Raw genomic sequence first — 18,699 nt, 5'->3', positions numbered from 1 at the left:
GACCCTGACCAAGGCGATCGCCGGTGCCTAGCTGCGTGCGGCCCAGGCCCGTGCCGCCGCGCCGAAAGCCTCGAACAGCGGGCGCGAGACCGGATCGGCCGCCGCCTTGTATTCCGGGTGCCACTGGACCGAGAGGGTGAAGCCCGGCGCATCGCGGACATGGATCGCCTCGGGCGTGCCATCGGGCGCGGTGCCCTCGATCACGATCCGGCTTCCGGCGCGGGCAATGCCCTGACCGTGCAGCGTGTTGGTCATCACCTCTTCGGCGCCAAGAAGGCGGGCAAAGACCCCGCCCGGCACCAGCTTGACCGCGTGGCGCAGGGCGAATTTTTCCTCGATCGTGCCGTCGGGTGGCATCCGGTGGTTCATCCGCCCGGGCAGATCGCGGATTTCCGGGTGCAGCGTGCCGCCCATCGCCACGTTCACCTCTTGAAACCCGCGGCAGATCCCCAGAAAGGGCTGGCCACGTTCGACGCAGGCGCGCACCAGCGGCAGGGTGATCGCATCGCGGTTGCGGTCAAAGGCGCCATGGGCGGGCGTTTCCTCCTCGCCATATTCGCTGGGGTGAACGTTCGGACGCCCGCCGGTCAGCAGAAACCCGTCGCAGGACTCAAGCAGTTCGGCCACCGAAACCACGCGCGGATCGGCCGGAACGATCAGCGGCAGACAGCCCGCCACATCGGCCACGGCATGGCAATTCATCAGCCCCGCCGCCTGCACATGATAGGTTTCGTTGAGTACGCTTTCATTGCCGATGATGCCGACCACCGGCCGGCGCTGCTGCGATGCCATATCCGTCCCCGCACGTTTCGGCCAAAGCCTAGCGCCGCGATTGCAAAAGGAAAAGGGGCGGATCCCCGCAACATCGGCCCGCCGGCTTGTGCATGGGCGAACATCGGGCCGCGCCGGGCCAGACCCGCGCGCCACGCGCCCCTAGAGGTCGAAGGACAGTTGGGCCGACGGGCGGCGCGGCCGCATCACCGCATCCTCGATCAGCACAAGGTCGGCCGCGCTATGACGTTCGGGCCAGGCCCGCTGCGGCGATCCCAGACGCGCGCGGGCGGCGCGGGCGGCATGGGTGGGGTCGCACAAAGGTTCCGGGTAGCGCCGCCCCAGCACCCGCCCCGCCCCGGTCCAGCGCCAGGGCGCGTGCAGGTGATCATCTGGCACAGCTGCAAGTTCAGGCAGCCACCGGCGGGTGAATCGACCGTGCGGATCATGCTCTTGCCCCAGCCGGACGGGATTTGCGATCCGCGCCGAGGGCTGGCACAGGGCCGCGATCTGCGGCCCCAGAATCGCCGGATCGTGGTCGGTGCTCAGCCGGGCCAGAACGGCCGCCACACCCTGGGGCGGCAGATCCAGCAGGTGCAGCGCGACCGAGGCCAGCATCTCGCGCCCCCGCGCATTCAGCCAGCCGGTCGCGCGAAAATAGCGCAGGCAGGCATCGACAAAGGGCAAGCCGGTCTCGGCCGCGGCAAAGGCGGCCAGATGGCCGCCCTCGCCCCCAGTCAATGCAGGCGGGGGTGCCAGCGGCTGGCGCAGCGCCTCGATCAAGCCCCGGGCTGCGCGGGATGGCAAGGCGCCAGGCAGCAAGGCGCGCAGTTCCTCGCGCGACAGCACCCCATGTGCCAGATGCGGCGACAGACGCGAGCCCGACCGCTCGCCCCCGATCGGAGAGACAAGGGATGCCGGATAGTCCGCCCCGCGCCCGGCCAGAAAGCTTTCGGCCAGCGCCAGCCCGGCAGCGCGCCCCCCCGGCTGACGGTGCGGGCAGGTATCGGCGGCCATCCCAAGGGCACGAGCTGCGGGAATCAGCCCCGGCTCGATCCCCGGCACCGGGGTCAGCGCGGGGGGCGGCAAGGGCGCATCAGGTGCCAGTTCCTCGACCCCCGGCGGCACCGGGCTGCCGGGGCGGTGCAGGCACAGAACCCTGTCGATCCGATACGATCGGGACAGCCGCGCGATGACCTGCGCTGCCGGGCCGCAGCGCACCACCAGCGGGGCCCCCAGCGCCGCAAGATCGGCGCGCAGGCCGGTCAGCGTTTCGGCCACGAACTCCCATTGCCGGGCCGAGGCACCGGGCGCCAGCCAGTCGGCCGGATCGGCAATATACAGCGGCAACACCCGTCCCAGTGCAGCTGCCTGCACCAGGGCCGGATGATCGTTCACCCGCAAATCCCGCCTGAACCACACCAGAACATTCATGGAACAAATCGGTAGGCCCGCGCGAACGATTCGTAAAGAGTCGCCGTGCCACATCTTGTCATTGCCGATCGCCGAGGCACGGGCAGACACCAGACCTGCCCGGCCATGCAGGTTGGCGCCACAGCCTGTTGTGTCCGGCCTTGCGCATGTCACACCTTCGCCAGAACCCGCCCTGCCCGCTTGGCCTTGCACGGCTAATCCCCTATCTTGCGGCCAGAGGCGGGGGTTCCTGAATGCAACGATACGAATACAAGGTGGTGCCAGCACCGCGCAAAGGCGAAAAGGCCAAGGGTGCCAAGACCACCGAGGCCCGGTTTGCCCATGCGCTCGGCCGCGTGATGAACGAGATGGCGGCAGACGGCTGGGACTATCTGCGCACCGATACCCTGCCGGTCGAAGAACGCGTCGGCCTGACCGGCCGCACCACGACCTTTCAGCACATGCTGGTGTTTCGCAAGGACCTGGTCTCGGCCGCCGCGCCGATGGCACGCCTTGCCCCCCCGGCCGAGACGGACCAACCCGCGCCGGAAGCCGATGCCATGGATGCCGCCGCCCGCCGCGCCGCCCTGCTGTTCGCCCGGCCCGAGGCAGGCGCCGCCCCCCGGATCAGCACAGGCACCGACACGGGGCTTGCGCCCTCGGTCGGTCCGGCGCGCCCTGCTGGGGCAAACGGCACGGATCAGGCGGCCGAGTAGTCAGCCCTCGATCTCCAGCGCGAGGGCGTGGATCTGCCCCATCAGCGCGGGGCCCAGTGCCGCGTGAACCGCGCGGTGCCGGGCCAGCCGTGACTGCCCCGCAAAGGCCGCCGCCCGGATGGCCACGCGAAAATGGCTTTCGCCCGAGCCGTCATCGCCGGCATGACCGGCATGGCGGTGGCTTTCGTTGACCACGTCCAGCCGCTCTGGCGCGAAGGCCTCGGTCAAGGATGTGCGAATTTTGTCCTCTATCCGCATTTTCGGCTGTCAACCCCCTACAAGTGCCCGACGATCAAGCTAAAATCGCCGCCCTGAGTCGGAAAGGCAAGTCCCGGAGCCAGCTTATGACCACCCGTTCGCCGTTCGAGTTTGATATCCGCGTCTCTTCCGACAAGAAGCGCAAGGCGCGCGGCCGGCGTGGCATGTCGGGTGCCGTCGAAAACACCGATCTGCCCTGCGCCTATCCTGGCTGCAAGGAGCCGGGGCAATATCGCGCGCCCAAATCGCCGGACCAGCTGGACGAATTCGTCTGGTTCTGCCGCGACCATGTGCGCGAATACAACCTCAAGTGGAATTTCTTCCAAGGCCAGACCGAAGAGGATTTCCAGCGCTTCGTCGACAAGGATCGGGTCTGGGGCCGCGATACCCAGCCCTTTGGCAAACGCCCCGATGAGGGGCGGGCCTGGGCGCGCCTTGGGGTGAACGACCCGCTGGAGATTCTGGGCGAGAAAGGCACGCGCAGCGCGCCGGTCACCACCCAGACCCGCCGCCTGCCCCCGACCGAACGCAAGGCGCTGGAAATCCTGGACGCGCGCGACACCTGGACCCGGGTCGAAATTCGCAAGCAATACAAGAGCCTGGTCAAGGATCTTCACCCGGATCTCAACGGGGGCAACCGTGCTGACGAGGATCGCCTGCAAGAGGTGGTCTGGGCCTGGGACCAGATCAAGGACAGCCGCCACTTCAAGGACTGATCGCGCGGGCCGAATGCCCCTTGCACCCGGCGCGCGCTGTGGCCAGTCTGGCCAGGCCCGCAACACCGGATCGCTCGCATGACCAGCCTTGACCTTGACTTTGTCCGCTCGCAGTTTCCCGCCTTTGCCGAACCCTCGCTGCAGGGGCAGGCGTTCTTTGAAAATGCCGGGGGCAGCTATACCTGTGCGCAGGTCATCGGGCGGCTGACCCGGTTCTACCATAGCCGCAAGGTGCAGCCCTATGCCCCCTACGAGGCCAGCCGTCTTGGCGGCGCCGAGATGGACGAGGCGCGCGCCCGGCTTGCGGCCATGATGGGGGTGGATACCGACGAGGTATCCTTTGGTCCCTCGACCAGCCAGAACACCTATGTGCTGGCGCAGGCCTTCCGTCAGTGGCTGCCCGAGGGCAGCGCCATCGTCGTCACCAATCAGGACCACGAGGCCAATACCGGCGTCTGGCGCCGGCTGTCCGAAACCGGCACCGAGGTGCGCGAATGGCGCATCGACCCGGTGACCGGGCATCTGGACCCGGCGGCCCTTGCCCCGCTGCTGGCCGACGGCAAGGTCCGTCTGGTCGCCTTTCCGCATTGCTCGAACGTCGTCGGCGAGATCAACCCGGTGGCGGAAATCTGCGCCATGGCGCGCGCGGCAGGCGCGTTTACCTGCGTCGATGGTGTCAGCTATGCCCCGCACGGCTTTCCCGACGTTCCGGCGCTGGGGTCCGATATCTACCTGTTTTCGGCCTACAAGACCTATGGCCCGCATCAGGGCATCATGGTGATCCGCCGCGAGATCGGCTTTACCCTGCCCAATCAGGCGCATGTGTTCAACGGCGACGTGCTTTACAAGCGCTTCACCCCCGCTGGTCCCGATCATGCGCAGGTCGCGGCCTGTGCGGGGATGGCCGATTATGTCGATGCGCTTTACGCCCATCACTTCCCCGGCCAGACCGCCTCGCCGCTGGCGCGCAACACGGCGGTCCATGATCTGATGCGCGCGCATGAGCGGCAGCTGACCCAGCCGCTGCTGGACTGGCTGGCGGCGCGCAACGATCTGCGCCTGATCGGGCCCCGCAAGGCCGAAGGCCGTGCGCCCACCATCGCGCTGGCGCTGGACCGTCCGGCCCTGCCGGTGGCAACCGCGCTGGCCGATCACGGGATCATGGCGGGGGGAGGCAATTTCTATGCCGTGCGCCCGCTGGCAGGGCTGGGCGTGCCCGATGCCGATGGTGTGCTGCGCCTATCGTTCGTGCATTATACTGCCCCGGCCGAGATCGACCAGCTGATCGCGGCGCTCGAGCGGGTACTCTAGGGCAACACTGGCCGGGTTGCGCGGGCGCCCCCCTTGCGCCAGCCCCGCGCCCGGCCGACACTAAGCCCGACCCAGATCAGCCCGACAGGCCGCCGATGCCCACCGCCGCCCGCCTTGCCGCCGCCCTTGCCTTTGCCGCGCTCGGCTTTTTCGCCGCCGAAATCTACAAGCCCGGCCTGCCGCCCGAAACCCAGTTCGGCCGGTTCACCCCGCTTTGCGCCCTGATCGGCCTGCTGTGCGGCTGGTTCCTGATGGGGCGGCTGGCCGGTCGCGGCACCCGTGCGGCGCTGGGATCGGGGCTGCGCACGGCGGCAACCATGGTGTTCTTTGCCATGGTGCTGTTCTCGGTCTACGAGATGCTGCTGCGGGCCTTGCGCAAACGCTATGGCGGTGTGTTCGAGGCAATCGAGGGCACATTCGACATCGTGCTTATCTATGGCACGGCCTTGCTGCGCCCCGAGCCGCTGATCGTGCTGGCGATCGGCGGCATGCTGTGCGGCCTGCTGGTCGAATGGGTCTCGCGCCGCGCCAGCTGAGCCTGCCCCCCGATTGTCCCAAGATGGTCAGCGGGCCTGCCCCGCGACCTTGCCCCAAGCCGGAGCCGACATGGCCGACTTTTTCTTTTATGGCACGCTGTGCCACCTGCCGCTGCTGGAAATCGTTCTGGGCCGCCCCGTGGCGCCGCAGCCGGCCCGCCTGCCCGATCATGCGGTGTTCTGGGCCAAGGGACAGCCCTTTCCGCTGATCGTCGAGGCGCCGGGCCAACAGGCCGACGGGCTGCTCCTGCCCGGCATGAGCGAGGAAGATGTCGCGCGGCTGGATTTCTATGAGGGCGGCTTTGCCTATCATACCCGCGATCTGCCGCTGTCGGACGGGCGCCTTGCGCGGGTCTATTTCCCTGACCCCGGCCATTGGCAGCCCGGCGCCCCCTGGTCGCTGGCCGACTGGGTGGCGACGCGCGGCGCGGTGGTTACCGAAACCGCCCATGATTTCATGGCGCTTTATGGTGTGAAACCGGCCGCCGAAGTGCTGCGGCGCTATCCCATGATGCTGATGCGCGGTGCCGCGCGGCTGCGCGCCAAACGCCCCGCCCCGTCAGCCCTGCGGCGCGCGGCCAGCGCGGCCGATGTCGATCTGGTGGCGCAGCGCCAGCCCTATGCGCATTATTTCGCCGTCGAGGAATATGACCTGCGCTATCGCCGCTTCAACGGCGACTGGTCGGATCAGGCAACGCGCGCGGCCTTCATCTCGGGCGATGCGGCAACCGTGCTGCCCTATGATCCGGTGCGCGACCGGGTGCTGGTGGTCGAACAGTTCCGGCCCGGCCCCTATGCGCGGGGCGATGCGAACCCCTGGCTGCTCGAGGCCGTCGCCGGCCGCATCGACCCGTTCGAGACCCCCGAGGACTGCGCCCGCCGCGAGGCGCAGGAAGAGGCCGGGGTCGAGTTGCGCGACCTTCTGCCTGTGGCCAGCTATTACCCCAGCCCCGGCGCCAAGGCCGAATTCCTCTATTCCTATGTCGCGCTGTGCGATCTGCCTGATGATCGCCCGCGCCATGGCGGGATGGAGGACGAGGTCGAGGATATTCGCGCCCATATCATCCCGTTCGAGCAGCTGATGCAGATCGTCGCCCGGCCCGAAGGGGCGAATGCGCCGCTCATCCTCTCGGCAATGTGGTTGGCCGCGAACCGCGATCGGCTGCGTGCGCAGGGCTGATCGGCTTGTTTTTCGGGCATCTGCGGCCTAAACCTTGCAGACGAAACGCAAAAGGACGTCCGCCATGCGCATGAGCCGCGACCTCGCCGACAGCATCGGCAAGACCCCTCTGATCCGCCTGCGCAAGGCGTCGGACCTGACCGGCTGCGATATCTGGGGCAAGGCCGAGTTCCTGAACCCCGGCCAGTCGGTCAAGGACCGGGCCGCGCTTTACATCATCCGCGATGCGGTGGCCAAGGGGCAGCTGAAACCCGGCGGCACCATCGTTGAAGGCACGGCCGGCAATACCGGCATTGGCCTGGCGCTGGTCGGCGCCAGCATGGGCTTTCGCACCGTCATCGTGATCCCGGAAACCCAGAGCCAGGAAAAGAAGGACATGCTGCGCCTGGCCGGGGCAGAGCTGGTGCAGGTGCCTGCGGCGCCCTATTCGAACCCGAACAACTACGTTCGCTATTCCGGCCGTCTGGCGGCGGAACTTGCGAAAACCGAACCCAACGGGGCGATCTGGGCCAACCAGTTCGACAATGTGGCCAACCGTCAGGCCCATATCGAAACGACTGGCCCCGAGATCTGGGACCAGACCGGCGGCAAGGTCGACGGCTTTGTCTGCGCCGTCGGCTCGGGCGGCACGCTGGCCGGCATCGGCATGGCGCTGCAACCCAAGGGGGTCAAGATCGCACTGGCCGATCCCGAAGGCGCCGCGCTGCATTCCTATTACACCCAGGGCGTGCTGAAATCCGAAGGCTCCTCGATCACCGAAGGGATCGGTCAGGGCCGCATCACCGCGAACCTTGAAGGGTTCACCCCCGACATGTCCTTCCGCATCCCCGATGCCGAGGCGCTGCCGGTGGTGTTCGACCTTCTGTCCGAGGAAGGGCTGTGCCTTGGCGGATCGTCGGGCGTGAACGTCGCCGGCGCGATCCGCATGGCGCAGGCGATGGGGCCGGGGCACACGATCGTGACCATTCTGTGCGATTACGGCACGCGCTATCAGTCCAAGCTGTTCAACCCCGAATTCCTGCATGCCAAGGGCCTGCCGGTTCCCGCCTGGCTGGACACCGCCGGCCGCAAACTTCCCGAAGTCTACGAGGGGTGATCTGACCCGTGATCTGCCGCCTGCTGTCTCTTGTCCTGCTGGTGCTGGTGCTGGCAACCGGCCCATCCTCGGCCCAGTCCCGTTCGTGGTGGCTGGGCAGCGTGACAGGCGGTTCTGCTGCGGCAGCGCCCGTCGAAGAGCCGCCTGCCACCGCGGACACCGCGCCGGATTATCAGGCGTGGGGCAGGTTTGCCGACCGCGCGGAAAAGCTGATCACGGAACCAGGCACCGCTTCGGGACAGCTGCAAGACCTGCGCAATGAACTGGCAGACTGGCGCGAGCGGTTCCTGACGGCGCAGAATGCAAACAAGCCCCGCGTCGACACGCTGCGCGAGCAGATCGCGGCGCTGGGGCCTGCCCCGGCCGAAGGCGCAACCGAACCCGACGAGATCGCGCAGCGCCGCAAGGAACTGACGGAACAGCTGTCCCGCGCCCAGGCGCCGGCGATTGCCGCCGAAGAGGCCTATCGCCGCGCCGATGGCCTGATCCGCGAGGCCGACAGCATCCAGCGATCGCGCGATGCCAGCAAGCTGATCCGGCGCGATCCTGCCCCGATCAACCCGGCGAACTGGCCCGCGGCGATCGGCGCGATGTCGGCCTTTTCGGTCGATCTGTGGAATGAAACCGCCAAGGCCTGGGCCAATCCGGTGCGCCGCAACGCGCTGATTGATGCCTCGCCCTTGCTGGTGGCCGAGCTGCTGATCGCCATTTTGCTGCTGTGGCAGGGCCGTCGGCTGATCGACCAGCTGATCCGGCGCCTTCAGGACCGCCTGCCCGCCGGGTGGTGGGGCGTTGTGGAACTGCCGCTGTCGCTCGGTCAGGTGATCTTGCCGGTCCTGGCGCTGGTGTTCCTGACCAATGCGCTGGTGCGCACGGAATTCCTTGGCCCGCTGGCCAATGCGCTGATCAGCGAGGGGCTGATCATGGCCGGCATCCTGATGTCGGTTGCGCTGTGGATCGGCTGGCACGTCTTTCCACCGACCGACCGGCTGACCCAGGTCATCATGCTGCGCCCCGCCCGGCGGGCCGAAGGGCGGCTGCATGTCACGCTCTATGCGCTGGCGGCCGGGGCCGAAATGCTGGTGGCGCCCGCCTTTACCGCGGCAAGCTATGGCGCGGCTGCGGTCAGCACCGCGACCTATCCGGCGACCGCGCTGATCGGGCTGTTGCTGTTCCGCCTGGGCCAGCTGCTGCACATTGGCGCGCAGAACGAAAGCGAAGGGCAGGACACCCCCGGCTTTCGCCCGCTGGTTCTGTCGATCCTTGGCCGCGCGGCCATGGTCATCGGCGTGCTTGGCCCGGTTCTGGGGGCGGTTGGCTATATCGCGCTGGCCGATGCGATGGTCTGGCCTGCGGTGGCAACGCTGGGTCTCTTGGCGGTGGTCGCCCTGCTGCAACGGCTGATCTACGACATCTATGCCGTCGTGACGCGCGGCGATCCGCAGGTGGCGCGCGACGCGCTGGTGCCGGTGCTGATCTCGTTCGCGCTGGCGCTGGCGGCGGTGCCGGTGCTGGCGCTGCTGTGGGGGATGCGGGCAGACGATCTGCTGGAATACTGGACGCGGTTTCGCGAAGGTTTCCGGCTGGGCGATACGCGCATCAGCCCGACCGACTTTCTGCTGCTGGGCGTGATCTTCGGCATCGGCTATGGCGTGACGCGCCTTTTGCAAGGCGCGCTGCGCACCACGATCCTGCCCAAGACCAAGCTGGATACCGGCGGCAAGAACGCCATCGTGGCCGGCGTCGGCTATATCGGCATCGTGCTGGCGGCGCTGGCGGCCATCACCTCGACGGGGCTTGATCTGTCGAACCTGGCCATCGTTGCCGGTGCCCTGTCGGTCGGCATCGGGTTCGGGCTTCAGAACATCGTGTCGAACTTTGTCTCGGGGATCATCCTGTTGATCGAACGTCCGGTGGCCGAAGGCGACTGGATCGAGGTGGGCGGCGTTCAGGGCATCGTGCGCGGGATTTCCGTGCGCTCGACCAAGGTGGAAACCTTTGACCGCACCACGGTCATCGTGCCGAACGCCGATCTGATTTCGGGTCAGGTGACGAACTGGACGGGCTTCAACCTCAACGGGCGGCTGATCGTGCCGGTGGGCGTGGCCTATGGCACCGACACCCGCAAGGTGGAACGCATCTTGCGCGAGATCGCAGAGGCGCAGCCGATGGTCGTTCTGAACCCGCCGCCAGCCGTGCCCTTTGTGGGCTTTGGCGCCGACAGCCTGAATTTCGAGATCCGGGCGATCTTGCGCGATGTGAACTTCTCGATCGCCGTGCGGTCCGAGATCAACCACCAGATCGCGGCCCGCTTTGCCGCCGAGGGGATCGAGATTCCCTTTGCCCAGCGCGATCTGTGGATCCGCAATCCCGAAGCGCTGACCGGCCGGCCCGCGGCCCCGGTTCCGCCCCAGGCCCAGCCTGTGGACCGCCCCGAGGCCCCCAGCGTTGCCAACCCGATGCGCGCCGACGAGGCGATCCGTGACGAACCGCACGAAGGCCCGCCCTCGGGCTATGGCCGCGAGGATGAAAGGGACTGACCATGACCGAGCCGCTGTATCGCAGCGATTCCCACGCCCGCACCGCCGAGGCCCGCATCATCGCCATCACGCCCGAAGGCGGGCTGATCGCGGACCCCATGCTGTTCTATCCGCAAGGCGGCGGCCAGCCTGGCGATTCCGGCTGGATCGACTGGGACGGCGGGCGCATCGCCATTGCCACCACGCTCAAGGGCGAGGATGGCGCATCCGTCATGGTTCCGGCCGAGCCCGCCCCCCTGCCCCCGATCGGCGCCGCGGTGACCTTGCGGCTGGACTGGGACCGCCGCCATTCGCACATGAGGGTGCATACCGCCCTGCATCTGTTGTCGGTGGTCATTCCGCTGCCGGTGACGGGGGGGCAAATCTCGGTCGGCAAGGGACGGCTGGACTTCGACATGCCCGAGGCACCGCAGGATGTGCCTGCGCTGGAGGCCGCGCTGAATGCGCTGATCTCGCGCGATCTGCCGGTGACGACCGACTGGATCACCGATGCCGAGCTGGAGGCGAATCCGGGCCTTGTGAAAACCATGTCGGTCAAGCCGCCCATGGGTCAGGGCCGCGTGCGGCTGGTGCGGATCGGCGCGGGCGAGGCCCAGGTCGATCTGCAACCTTGCGGCGGCACCCATGTCGCCCGCACGGCCGAGATTGGCCGCGTCAGCATTGGCAAGATCGAGAAGAAGGGCCGGATCAACCGCCGCGTCACCATCGAATTGCAGGACTAGCGCGGCGAAACCGCGCTTCTACCGCCTGCTGTCAGGCGTATGCTTTCCGCAGCAAAAGGTGCCGCCTTGCAGAAACATCCCGATCACTCGACGATCACGCCGACCGCGCCCATCGCTGCCGCGACGCATGGCTGGCGCGCCAAATGCCTTCAGCGTCTGATCCGGCTGGACCTGCCGGTGCCGCGCACCGTCGCGCTGTCCTTTGCCGCCGTGCGGGCCATTGCCTCGGGCCAGCCGGCCCCTGCGCGGGCGATCCTTGCAGGCTTTGACCCGGCGCCGCTGGTTTCGATCCGGCCTAGCCCGGAAAACCCCGACTGGGGCGGGCCAGGCACCATTCTGAACATCGGGCTGAATGCCGAACGCCACCGGATGCTGGTGGACAGCCATGGGCATGAGGTGGCGGATGCGCTGTATCTGCGCTTCGTGCAGGCCTATGCGATCCATGTCGCGCGTCTGGACCCCGACATGTTCGACGCCTCGGCCCCCAGTGCCGAGGCGCTGCGCACCGCCTTGCGCGCCTATGAGCAGGAAACCGACGAACCCTTTCCCCAGGATCCGGCGGTTCAGCTGACCCAGGCCCTGCGGTCGATGGCCCGCGCCTGGGAAGGCACCACCGCCCGCCTGCTGCGCCAGGCCAAGGGCGCGCCCGCCGATGCCGCGCTGGGGCTGGTGGTGCAGGAAATGGCGCTTGGCATGGGGCCGGGCGTGTCCGGGTCAGGTGTCATGCAGTTCGTCGATGCCGTGACCGGCCTGCCGCAGGTGACCGGGCGCTATCTGAGCCAAAGCCTTGGGCGCGACGCGCTGGCCCGGGCGGCCGAGGGCACGATCTATCTGGCGCGCGACCCGCGCGGCGATGCGCTCGAGGATCTGGCGCCCGAGGCCTTTGCGGCCCTGATCCGCCACGGCGCCAACTGCCGCCGCCGCCTGCGCGAGGAAATGCAGATCGAATTCACGCTGGAAAACGGCGAACTGAAAGTGCTGGACGCGGTCAAGGTCTCGCGCTCGTCCCGGGCGACGCTGAAGATCGCCGTGGCGCTGGCCGAAGACGGGATCATCGGCCGGGATGAGGCCGTCCTGCGGGTCGAGCCGCGGGCGCTGTCGGAACTGCTGCACCCGCAGGTGGATCCGCGCGGGGCGCGCGATGTGGTGGTGCGGGGCATTGCGGCCAGTCCGGGGGCCGCCGTCGGGCGGCTGGTGTTTTCCTCGGCTGCCGCGCAGGCCAGCGCGGCGCGCGGCGAAAGCTGCATTCTGGTGCGGCGCGAAACCAGCCCCGAGGATATTCGCGGGATGCATGCCGCCCAAGGCGTGCTGACCGAACGGGGCGGCATGACCAGCCATGCTGCCGTGATCGCGCGGGGCCTTGGCCTGCCCTGCGTCGTGGGCGCCTCGACCATGCAGCTGGATGCCCGCGACAAGCGGCTGATCGCCCCCGGCGGGCGCATCCTGCGCGAAGGCGATCTGATCACGCTGGACGGCACCGCTGGCGAGGCGCTGGCAGGCGCGGCCGACATGCTGGCCCCTGCGCTGGATCAGGACTTCCGCAAGTTCCTTGGCTGGGCCGACGAATTTCGCGACATCGGCGTGCGCGCCAATGCCGACACCCCCGAAGATGCGCAGGTCGCCCGCGACTTCGCCGCCGAGGGGATCGGCCTGTGCCGCACCGAACACATGTTCTTTGAATCCGACCGCCTGATCGTCATGCGGCAGATGATCTTTGCCGATGACGCCAAGGACCGCGCCTCGGCGCTGGCCCGCCTGCTGCCCATGCAGCGCGAGGATTTCATGCATCTGTTCGGCATCATGGAGGGGCTGCCCGTCTGCATCCGCCTGTTCGACCCGCCCTTGCACGAATTCCTGCCCCATACCCGCGAGGGGATGCGCGAGCTGGCCGAGGCGCTGGACAAGCCCCTGTCCGACATCACCCGCCGCGCCGAGGCCCTGTCCGAGTTCAACCCGATGCTGGGGATGCGCGGGGTGCGGCTGGGGGTTGTTCTGCCCGAAATCTACGAGATGCAGGCCAGGGCGATCTTCGAGGCGACCCTTGCCGTGGGCGCGCGCGGCATCAAGGTGGAACCCGAGATCATGATCCCCCTTGTCTCGGCCATGCGCGAGGTCGAGCTGGTCAAGACCCGCATCGACGCCGTGGCCGCCGAGGTGCGCACCAAGCGCGGGGTGAACTTCGGCTACAAGCTGGGCGTGATGGTGGAAACCCCGCGCGCGGCCCTGCGCGCCGGCGACATTGCCCAGCACGCGGCCTTTCTGTCCTTTGGCACCAACGACCTGACGCAGATGACCTATGGCCTGTCGCGCGACGATGCGGGGCGGTTCATGTCGGCCTATGTGAACCAGGGGGTCTTTCCCGAAGATCCGTTCCACATGCTGGATATCGACGGGGTGGGAGAGCTGTTGCTGATCGGCGCCGAACGCGGCCGCCAGACGCGTCCGGACCTGACGCTGTCGATCTGCGGCGAGCATGGCGGGAACCCCGAATCAATCGCCTTCTGCCGGCACGCCGGGTTCACCTATGTGTCGTGTTCACCTTATCGTGTGCCGCTTGCGCGGCTGGCTGCGGCCCATCTGGCACTGGCCGACAGACGGGCCGGAAAATCGCACGGAAACCTTGATAAGACAGATGCTTAACAACATTATGAACGTCCGCTAACCCACGGCTTCGACTGCGATTTTCCGCACCGCGGCATGGACGTGTAGACCGGGAACCTGTTTTCGGCTATGACCACGCGGTTGCCTGCCGGTCCTGCCTCCGGCGGCGGCGCCCTGAAACTGACCCGGGAACGGAACCATGCACGTTCGTGCGATGCTGGTCCGCAGCCTTGTCGTGCTGTGTGCCATGTCGGGGACAGCGCTTGCCGATGTTACGGTAAGCAAGTCCAACGACCCGAATGCAGGCTATGCCGCTGAACTGCGGCGTCTGTTTGACAGTGAGCGTGCCGCGCTTGGCGCGGCTCCACCCATCGCGCTGCGCGCCGCAAGCCCTGCGTGGTCGCAGCGGCCGCGGACGCGGTCGGATGGCGAATTGTATGATGATGGCTGGCTGGCCACCCTGCCCTCTGCCAGCGGCGGTGCCGAATGGCAGTGCCTGTCCGAGGCGCTGTATTTCGAGGCGCGGGGCGAATCCCTCAAGGGTCAGTTCGCGGTGGCCGAGGTCATCTTGAACCGCGTTGCGTCCAAGGGATACCCCGATACGGTCTGCGGCGTCGTCACGCAGGGGGCCCGTGGCACGCGGGGCTGCCAGTTTTCGTATGTCTGCGACGGCAAGCCCGAAGTGATCGCGGAACCCGCCGCCTGGGACCGCGCGGGCAAGGTCGCCCGCCTGATGCTGGATGGCAAGGCGCGCGAACATCTGACCGATGGCGCCACGCATTTCCACACCCGCAATGTCAGCCCCGGCTGGGCGCAGGTCTTTCCGCAGACCGCCAGGATCGGCACCCACCTGTTCTATCGCCAGCCTGGCGCGCTGCCCGGCTTTGGCAAGTCGGTCGGCACGGTCAGCAGCAAGGACATGCCGCGCACTGCCGCGCTCAGGGGCCAGATGCAGCTGGACATGGGGCTTTAGGGCCCGCTCACGCAAGGGCCCCGCACCGGCGGGAAGCCGCGCGGCACAGGCGCTCGGGGCTTGATCCTGCGGCGCCTGCATGGCACCCCCGGCGCAACGCGCCCCGCCGCCATGGCCGGGGCCACCCCGCATACGAGGTCAGCGCATGAGCAGGAAGTTGTTCGGAACCGACGGGGTCAGGGGCACCGCCAACAGCTATCCCATGACAGCCGAAATGGCGCTGCGCCTTGGTGCAGCCGCCGGCCGCTATTTCCGCCGCGATGGCACCAGCGCCCACCGCGTGGTGATCGGCAAGGACACCCGCCTGTCGGGCTACATGCTGGAAAACGCGCTGACGGCGGGCCTGACCAGCACCGGCATGAATGTCCTGCTGCTGGGCCCGGTGCCCACCCCCGCCATCGGCTATCTGACCCGGTCGATGCGCGCCGATCTGGGGGTGATGATCTCCGCCAGCCATAACCCCGCGCAAGACAACGGCATCAAGTTCTTCGGCCCCGACGGATTCAAGCTGTCGGACGAGGCCGAAGCCGAGATCGAGGCGATTCTGGGCGGTGACATCGCCCCCGCCCAGCCGCACAACATCGGCCGCGCCAAGCGGATCGAGGATGGCCGGGGCCGCTATGTCGAATATGCCAAGACGACCTTTCCGGGCCGGGGCCGGCTGGACGGGCTGAAGGTGGTGATCGACTGCGCCAATGGTGCTGCCTACAAGGCCGCGCCCGAGGTCTTGTGGGAACTGGGCGCCGAGGTGATCCCGGTGGGCGTGTCGCCCAACGGCCACAACATCAACGACCGCTGCGGCTCGACCCATCCCCAGACCGCTGCCGAGGCGGTCGTCGCCCATGGCGCCGACGTGGGCATCTGCCTTGATGGCGATGCCGACCGGGTGATCTTGCTGGATGAAACCGGCGCCGTGGCCGATGGCGATCAGATCATGGCGCTGCTGGCCGCCCGCTGGGCCGACGAGGGGCGGCTGAACGGCGGCACGCTGGTGGCGACGGTCATGTCCAACCTGGGGCTGGAGCGGTTCCTGACCGGCCGCGGCCTGCGGCTGGAGCGCACGGCCGTTGGCGACCGCTATGTCGTCGAGGCGATGCGCCGCGGCGGCTGGAACCTGGGCGGCGAGCAGTCCGGCCATATCGTGATGACCGATTATGCCACCACGGGCGACGGGCTGATCGCCGGGCTGCAATTCCTGGCCGAGATGATGCGCTCGGGCCGGCCCGCGTCCGATCTGATGCGCAACTTCGCCCCGGTGCCACAGCTGTTGCAGAACGTGCGCTATGCCAGCGGGCAAGAGCCGCTGAACACCGCCAGCGTCCAGGCCGCCATCTCGGGCGCCGAGGCGCGGCTGTCGGGCTGCGGACGGCTGTTGATCCGCAAGTCGGGCACCGAGCCGCTGATCCGCGTCATGGCGGAATGCGAGGACGAAGGGTTGTTGGCCGAAGTCGTCGCCAACATTGTGGCCGAGGTGCAAAAGGCCGCGGGCTAGGCTGTCCAACCGTCGCCGCCGTTGCCCGATGGCTGCAAGCGTGACATCATGATGGTCGTCTTACAGGCATCTGGTCGGTGGCTTGCATGTTCGCGGCTGGTCGTAAGCTGTCTCTTCTGGGTCTTGCGCTGTCGGTATCGCTCCCGGCCGCCGCAGAGCCCTTGACCAGGGATCAATACGTCAAGGCCTGGAGCAACGCCTGCCAGTCCGAGGTCTTCATCGGCACTCTGACCCTTACCCGCTTCGAGGCGGATACGATCCGGGCGGGGATCCACATCTATCTCGAATCGCAGTTCGCCGCCGTGAAAGCCTTTGGCGGAAAGCCCACGCGAACGCTTGACCAGTTCAAGGCCGAGGCCTGCACCTGCGCGGCGCGCAAGCTGGCAGCGCGCGGGGGCGATCTGCGCAAGCCGCCAGCAAACGACAAGGTGACAGCCGCCGTGCGCAGTTGCACCGAGAGCATCCGGATGCTGGCGAAATAGTCGCATCCCCCGCGCGGCCGTTCCCACGCCATGCGCAACCAAACAGAAGGGGCGGGCCCCTTCGGTCCCGCCCCGACACGTCGACTGGCGCAAAAGCGCCGAAGATCAGCGCGAGAACTTCTTGTATTTCACCCGCTTGGGTTCCACCGCATCCGGCCCCAGACGGCGGATCTTGTCCTGTTCATAGGCTTCGAAGTTGCCTTCGAACCATTCGACATGGGCATCACCCTCGAACGCCAGGATATGCGTGCACAGACGGTCCAGGAAGAAGCGGTCGTGGCTGATGATCACCGCGCAGCCCGCGAAATCTTCCAGCGCGGCTTCCAGCGCCTGCAGCGTTTCGACATCCAGATCGTTGGTCGGTTCGTCCAGCAGCAGAACGTTGCCGCCCCGGCGCAGCAGTTTGGCCATGTGGACGCGGTTGCGCTCGCCGCCCGACAGCAGGCCGACCTTCTTCTGCTGATCGCCGCCCTTGAAGTTGAACGCCCCGCAATAGGCGCGGCTGTTCATCGTGGCATCGCCCAGCTCCAGCACCTCGAGCCCGTCCGAGATTTCCTCCCACACGGTCTTGTTCGGGTCCAGCGCATCGCGCGACTGATCGACATAGGCCAGCTTGACGGTATCGCCGATGGTGACGGTGCCGGCGTCGGGCGCCTCGACCCCGGTCAGCATCTTGAACAGGGTCGATTTGCCGGCACCGTTCGGGCCGATCACGCCGACAATGCCACCCGGCGGCAGCGAGAAGGTCAGATTCTCGATCAGCAGCTTGTCACCAAAGGCCTTGGACAGGCCTTCGATCTCGATCACCTTGCCGCCCAGACGGGGCCCGTTCGGAATGATGATCTGCGCGGTCGAGATCTTTTCGCGCTCGGACTGGCTGGCCTTTTCCTCATAGGCCTGGATACGGGCCTTGGATTTCGCCTGACGCGCCTTGGCGCCCGCGCGGATCCATTCCAGTTCGCGCTCCAGCGATTTCTGGCGCGACTTGTCCTCGCGCGCCTCTTGCGCAAGACGCTTGGCCTTTTGCTCCAGCCAGCTGGAATAGTTCCCCTCATAAGGAATGCCGCGGCCACGGTCGAGCTCGAGGATCCAGCCGGTGATGTCGTCCAGGAAATAGCGGTCGTGGGTCACGATCAGGATCGTGCCCTTGTATTCGATCAGGTGCTTTTGCAGCCAGGCGATGGTTTCGGCGTCCAGATGGTTGGTCGGCTCGTCCAGCAGCAGCATGTCGGGCGCTTCCAGCAGCAGCTTGCACAGCGCAACGCGGCGACGCTCGCCCCCCGACAGGGTTTCGACATCGGCCTCGTCCGGCGGGCAGCGCAGGGCCTCCATCGCGACATCGACCTGGCTGTCCAGATCCCACAGGTTCTCGGCGTCGATCTCGTCTTGCAGGCGGGCCATTTCCTCGGCGGTCTCGTCCGAGTAGTTCATCGCCAGCTCGTTATAGCGGTCCAGCTTGGCCTGCTTGGCCTTGACGCCTTCCATGACGTTGCCGCGCACGTTCAGCGCGGGGTCCAGCTGGGGTTCTTGCGGCAGGTAGCCGACGGTTGCGCCCTTGGCAGCCCAGGCCTCGCCGGTGAAATCCTTGTCGAGCCCGGCCATGACGCGCAGCAGCGTCGACTTACCGGCGCCGTTGACGCCGACCACACCGATTTTCACGCCAGGCAGAAAGTTCAGACGGATGTTTTCAAAGACCTTCTTGCCGCCGGCATAGGTCTTGGACACGCCGTCCATGTGATAGACATACTGATAAGACGCCATGGGGCCGCTCCGCTGAATGGGTTTGGCCTGTCCTACAGGGGAGAGGTGCGGCGTTCAAGCCGCAGCTTGGGCGCCCTTCTGCGGCGGTGCGCCTGGCCCCGGTCGCGCAAGGGGGTATTTGAGGCAAGATG

At 67.3% G+C, this 18,699-nt stretch carries 16 protein-coding genes; 12 read left to right on the top strand and 4 right to left on the bottom strand.

All coding sequences use genetic code 11. The features are described 5' to 3' along the window. Window positions 1–27 precede the first annotated feature (27 nt). The gene (locus G481_RS0104660; RefSeq protein ID WP_028028980.1) at window positions 28–792 is read right to left on the bottom strand and encodes a gamma-glutamyl-gamma-aminobutyrate hydrolase family protein; all 765 of its coding nucleotides are present in this window, start codon (window positions 790–792) and stop codon (window positions 28–30) included. Between the two features lie 141 nt (window positions 793–933). Further along, window positions 934–2,205, bottom strand: a complete 1,272-nt coding sequence (locus G481_RS0104655; RefSeq protein WP_028028979.1) for an FAD-binding domain-containing protein — start codon at window positions 2,203–2,205, stop codon at window positions 934–936. Between the two features lie 233 nt (window positions 2,206–2,438). On the opposite strand from G481_RS0104655, the gene G481_RS25360 reads away from it, so the two are divergent. Next, complete coding sequence (locus G481_RS25360) at window positions 2,439–2,900, top strand: DUF4177 domain-containing protein (RefSeq protein ID WP_084450626.1); 462 nt, start codon at window positions 2,439–2,441, stop codon at window positions 2,898–2,900. Here the strand turns inward: G481_RS25360 and G481_RS0104645 are convergent, their stop codons facing one another. Next, on the bottom strand, window positions 2,901–3,158 hold the full coding sequence (locus tag G481_RS0104645) for a BolA family protein (RefSeq protein WP_028028978.1): 258 nt from the start codon (window positions 3,156–3,158) through the stop codon (window positions 2,901–2,903). 86 nt (window positions 3,159–3,244) lie between these two features. Here G481_RS0104645 and G481_RS0104640 point away from each other — a divergent pair, with 86 nt between their 5' ends. The 11 genes from G481_RS0104640 to G481_RS0104590 all read left to right on the top strand — a co-directional run bounded on the left by G481_RS0104640 (window position 3,245) and on the right by G481_RS0104590 (window position 16,807). Continuing rightward, window positions 3,245–3,874: a J domain-containing protein gene (locus G481_RS0104640; RefSeq protein ID WP_028028977.1), complete on the top strand. Its 630-nt coding sequence runs from the start codon at window positions 3,245–3,247 to the stop codon at window positions 3,872–3,874. A gap of 78 nt (window positions 3,875–3,952) precedes the next feature. Then, window positions 3,953–5,185, top strand: coding sequence for an aminotransferase class V-fold PLP-dependent enzyme (locus G481_RS0104635; protein WP_028028976.1), 1,233 nt, complete (start codon window positions 3,953–3,955; stop codon window positions 5,183–5,185). Window positions 5,186–5,280: 95 nt separating this feature from the next. Further along, the gene (locus G481_RS0104630; protein WP_028028975.1) at window positions 5,281–5,721 is read left to right on the top strand and encodes a TrgA family protein; all 441 of its coding nucleotides are present in this window, start codon (window positions 5,281–5,283) and stop codon (window positions 5,719–5,721) included. 70 nt (window positions 5,722–5,791) lie between these two features. After that, on the top strand, window positions 5,792–6,901 hold the full coding sequence (locus G481_RS0104625) for an NUDIX domain-containing protein (protein WP_028028974.1): 1,110 nt from the start codon (window positions 5,792–5,794) through the stop codon (window positions 6,899–6,901). Window positions 6,902–6,965: 64 nt separating this feature from the next. Continuing rightward, complete coding sequence (locus tag G481_RS0104620; RefSeq protein ID WP_028028973.1) at window positions 6,966–7,997, top strand: cysteine synthase A; 1,032 nt, start codon at window positions 6,966–6,968, stop codon at window positions 7,995–7,997. An 8-nt stretch (window positions 7,998–8,005) separates the two neighbouring features. Beyond that, window positions 8,006–10,537, top strand: a complete 2,532-nt coding sequence (locus G481_RS22850) for a DUF3772 domain-containing protein (RefSeq protein ID WP_051294300.1) — start codon at window positions 8,006–8,008, stop codon at window positions 10,535–10,537. A gap of 2 nt (window positions 10,538–10,539) precedes the next feature. Beyond that, window positions 10,540–11,259, top strand: coding sequence for an alanyl-tRNA editing protein (locus G481_RS0104610; RefSeq protein WP_028028972.1), 720 nt, complete (start codon window positions 10,540–10,542; stop codon window positions 11,257–11,259). Window positions 11,260–11,298: 39 nt separating this feature from the next. After that, window positions 11,299–13,899 carry a putative PEP-binding protein gene (locus G481_RS22845; RefSeq protein ID WP_154664524.1) on the top strand — a complete coding sequence of 867 codons (2,601 nt, stop codon included), beginning with the start codon at window positions 11,299–11,301 and terminating at the stop codon, window positions 13,897–13,899. Window positions 13,900–14,059: 160 nt separating this feature from the next. Then, window positions 14,060–14,833: a cell wall hydrolase gene (locus G481_RS22840; RefSeq protein WP_084450624.1), complete on the top strand. Its 774-nt coding sequence runs from the start codon at window positions 14,060–14,062 to the stop codon at window positions 14,831–14,833. A gap of 145 nt (window positions 14,834–14,978) precedes the next feature. Continuing rightward, window positions 14,979–16,325 (top strand): phosphoglucosamine mutase, encoded by a 1,347-nt coding sequence (glmM, locus tag G481_RS0104595; RefSeq protein ID WP_028028971.1) that lies wholly within the window; start codon window positions 14,979–14,981, stop codon window positions 16,323–16,325. Window positions 16,326–16,486: 161 nt separating this feature from the next. Beyond that, window positions 16,487–16,807, top strand: coding sequence for a hypothetical protein (locus G481_RS0104590; protein WP_154664523.1), 321 nt, complete (start codon window positions 16,487–16,489; stop codon window positions 16,805–16,807). 105 nt (window positions 16,808–16,912) lie between these two features. Here G481_RS0104590 and ettA read toward each other — a convergent pair whose 3' ends face one another. Continuing rightward, a complete protein-coding gene (gene ettA / locus G481_RS0104585; protein ID WP_028028969.1) occupies window positions 16,913–18,568 on the bottom strand; it encodes an energy-dependent translational throttle protein EttA in 1,656 nt (551 codons plus the stop codon). Window positions 18,569–18,699: the final 131 nt, after the last annotated feature.

Source organism: Gemmobacter nectariphilus DSM 15620, from assembly GCF_000429765.1.
In the GTDB taxonomy this organism is placed as follows: domain Bacteria; phylum Pseudomonadota; class Alphaproteobacteria; order Rhodobacterales; family Rhodobacteraceae; genus Wagnerdoeblera; species Wagnerdoeblera nectariphila.
This window is presented reverse-complemented; position numbering and strand designations above follow the sequence as displayed.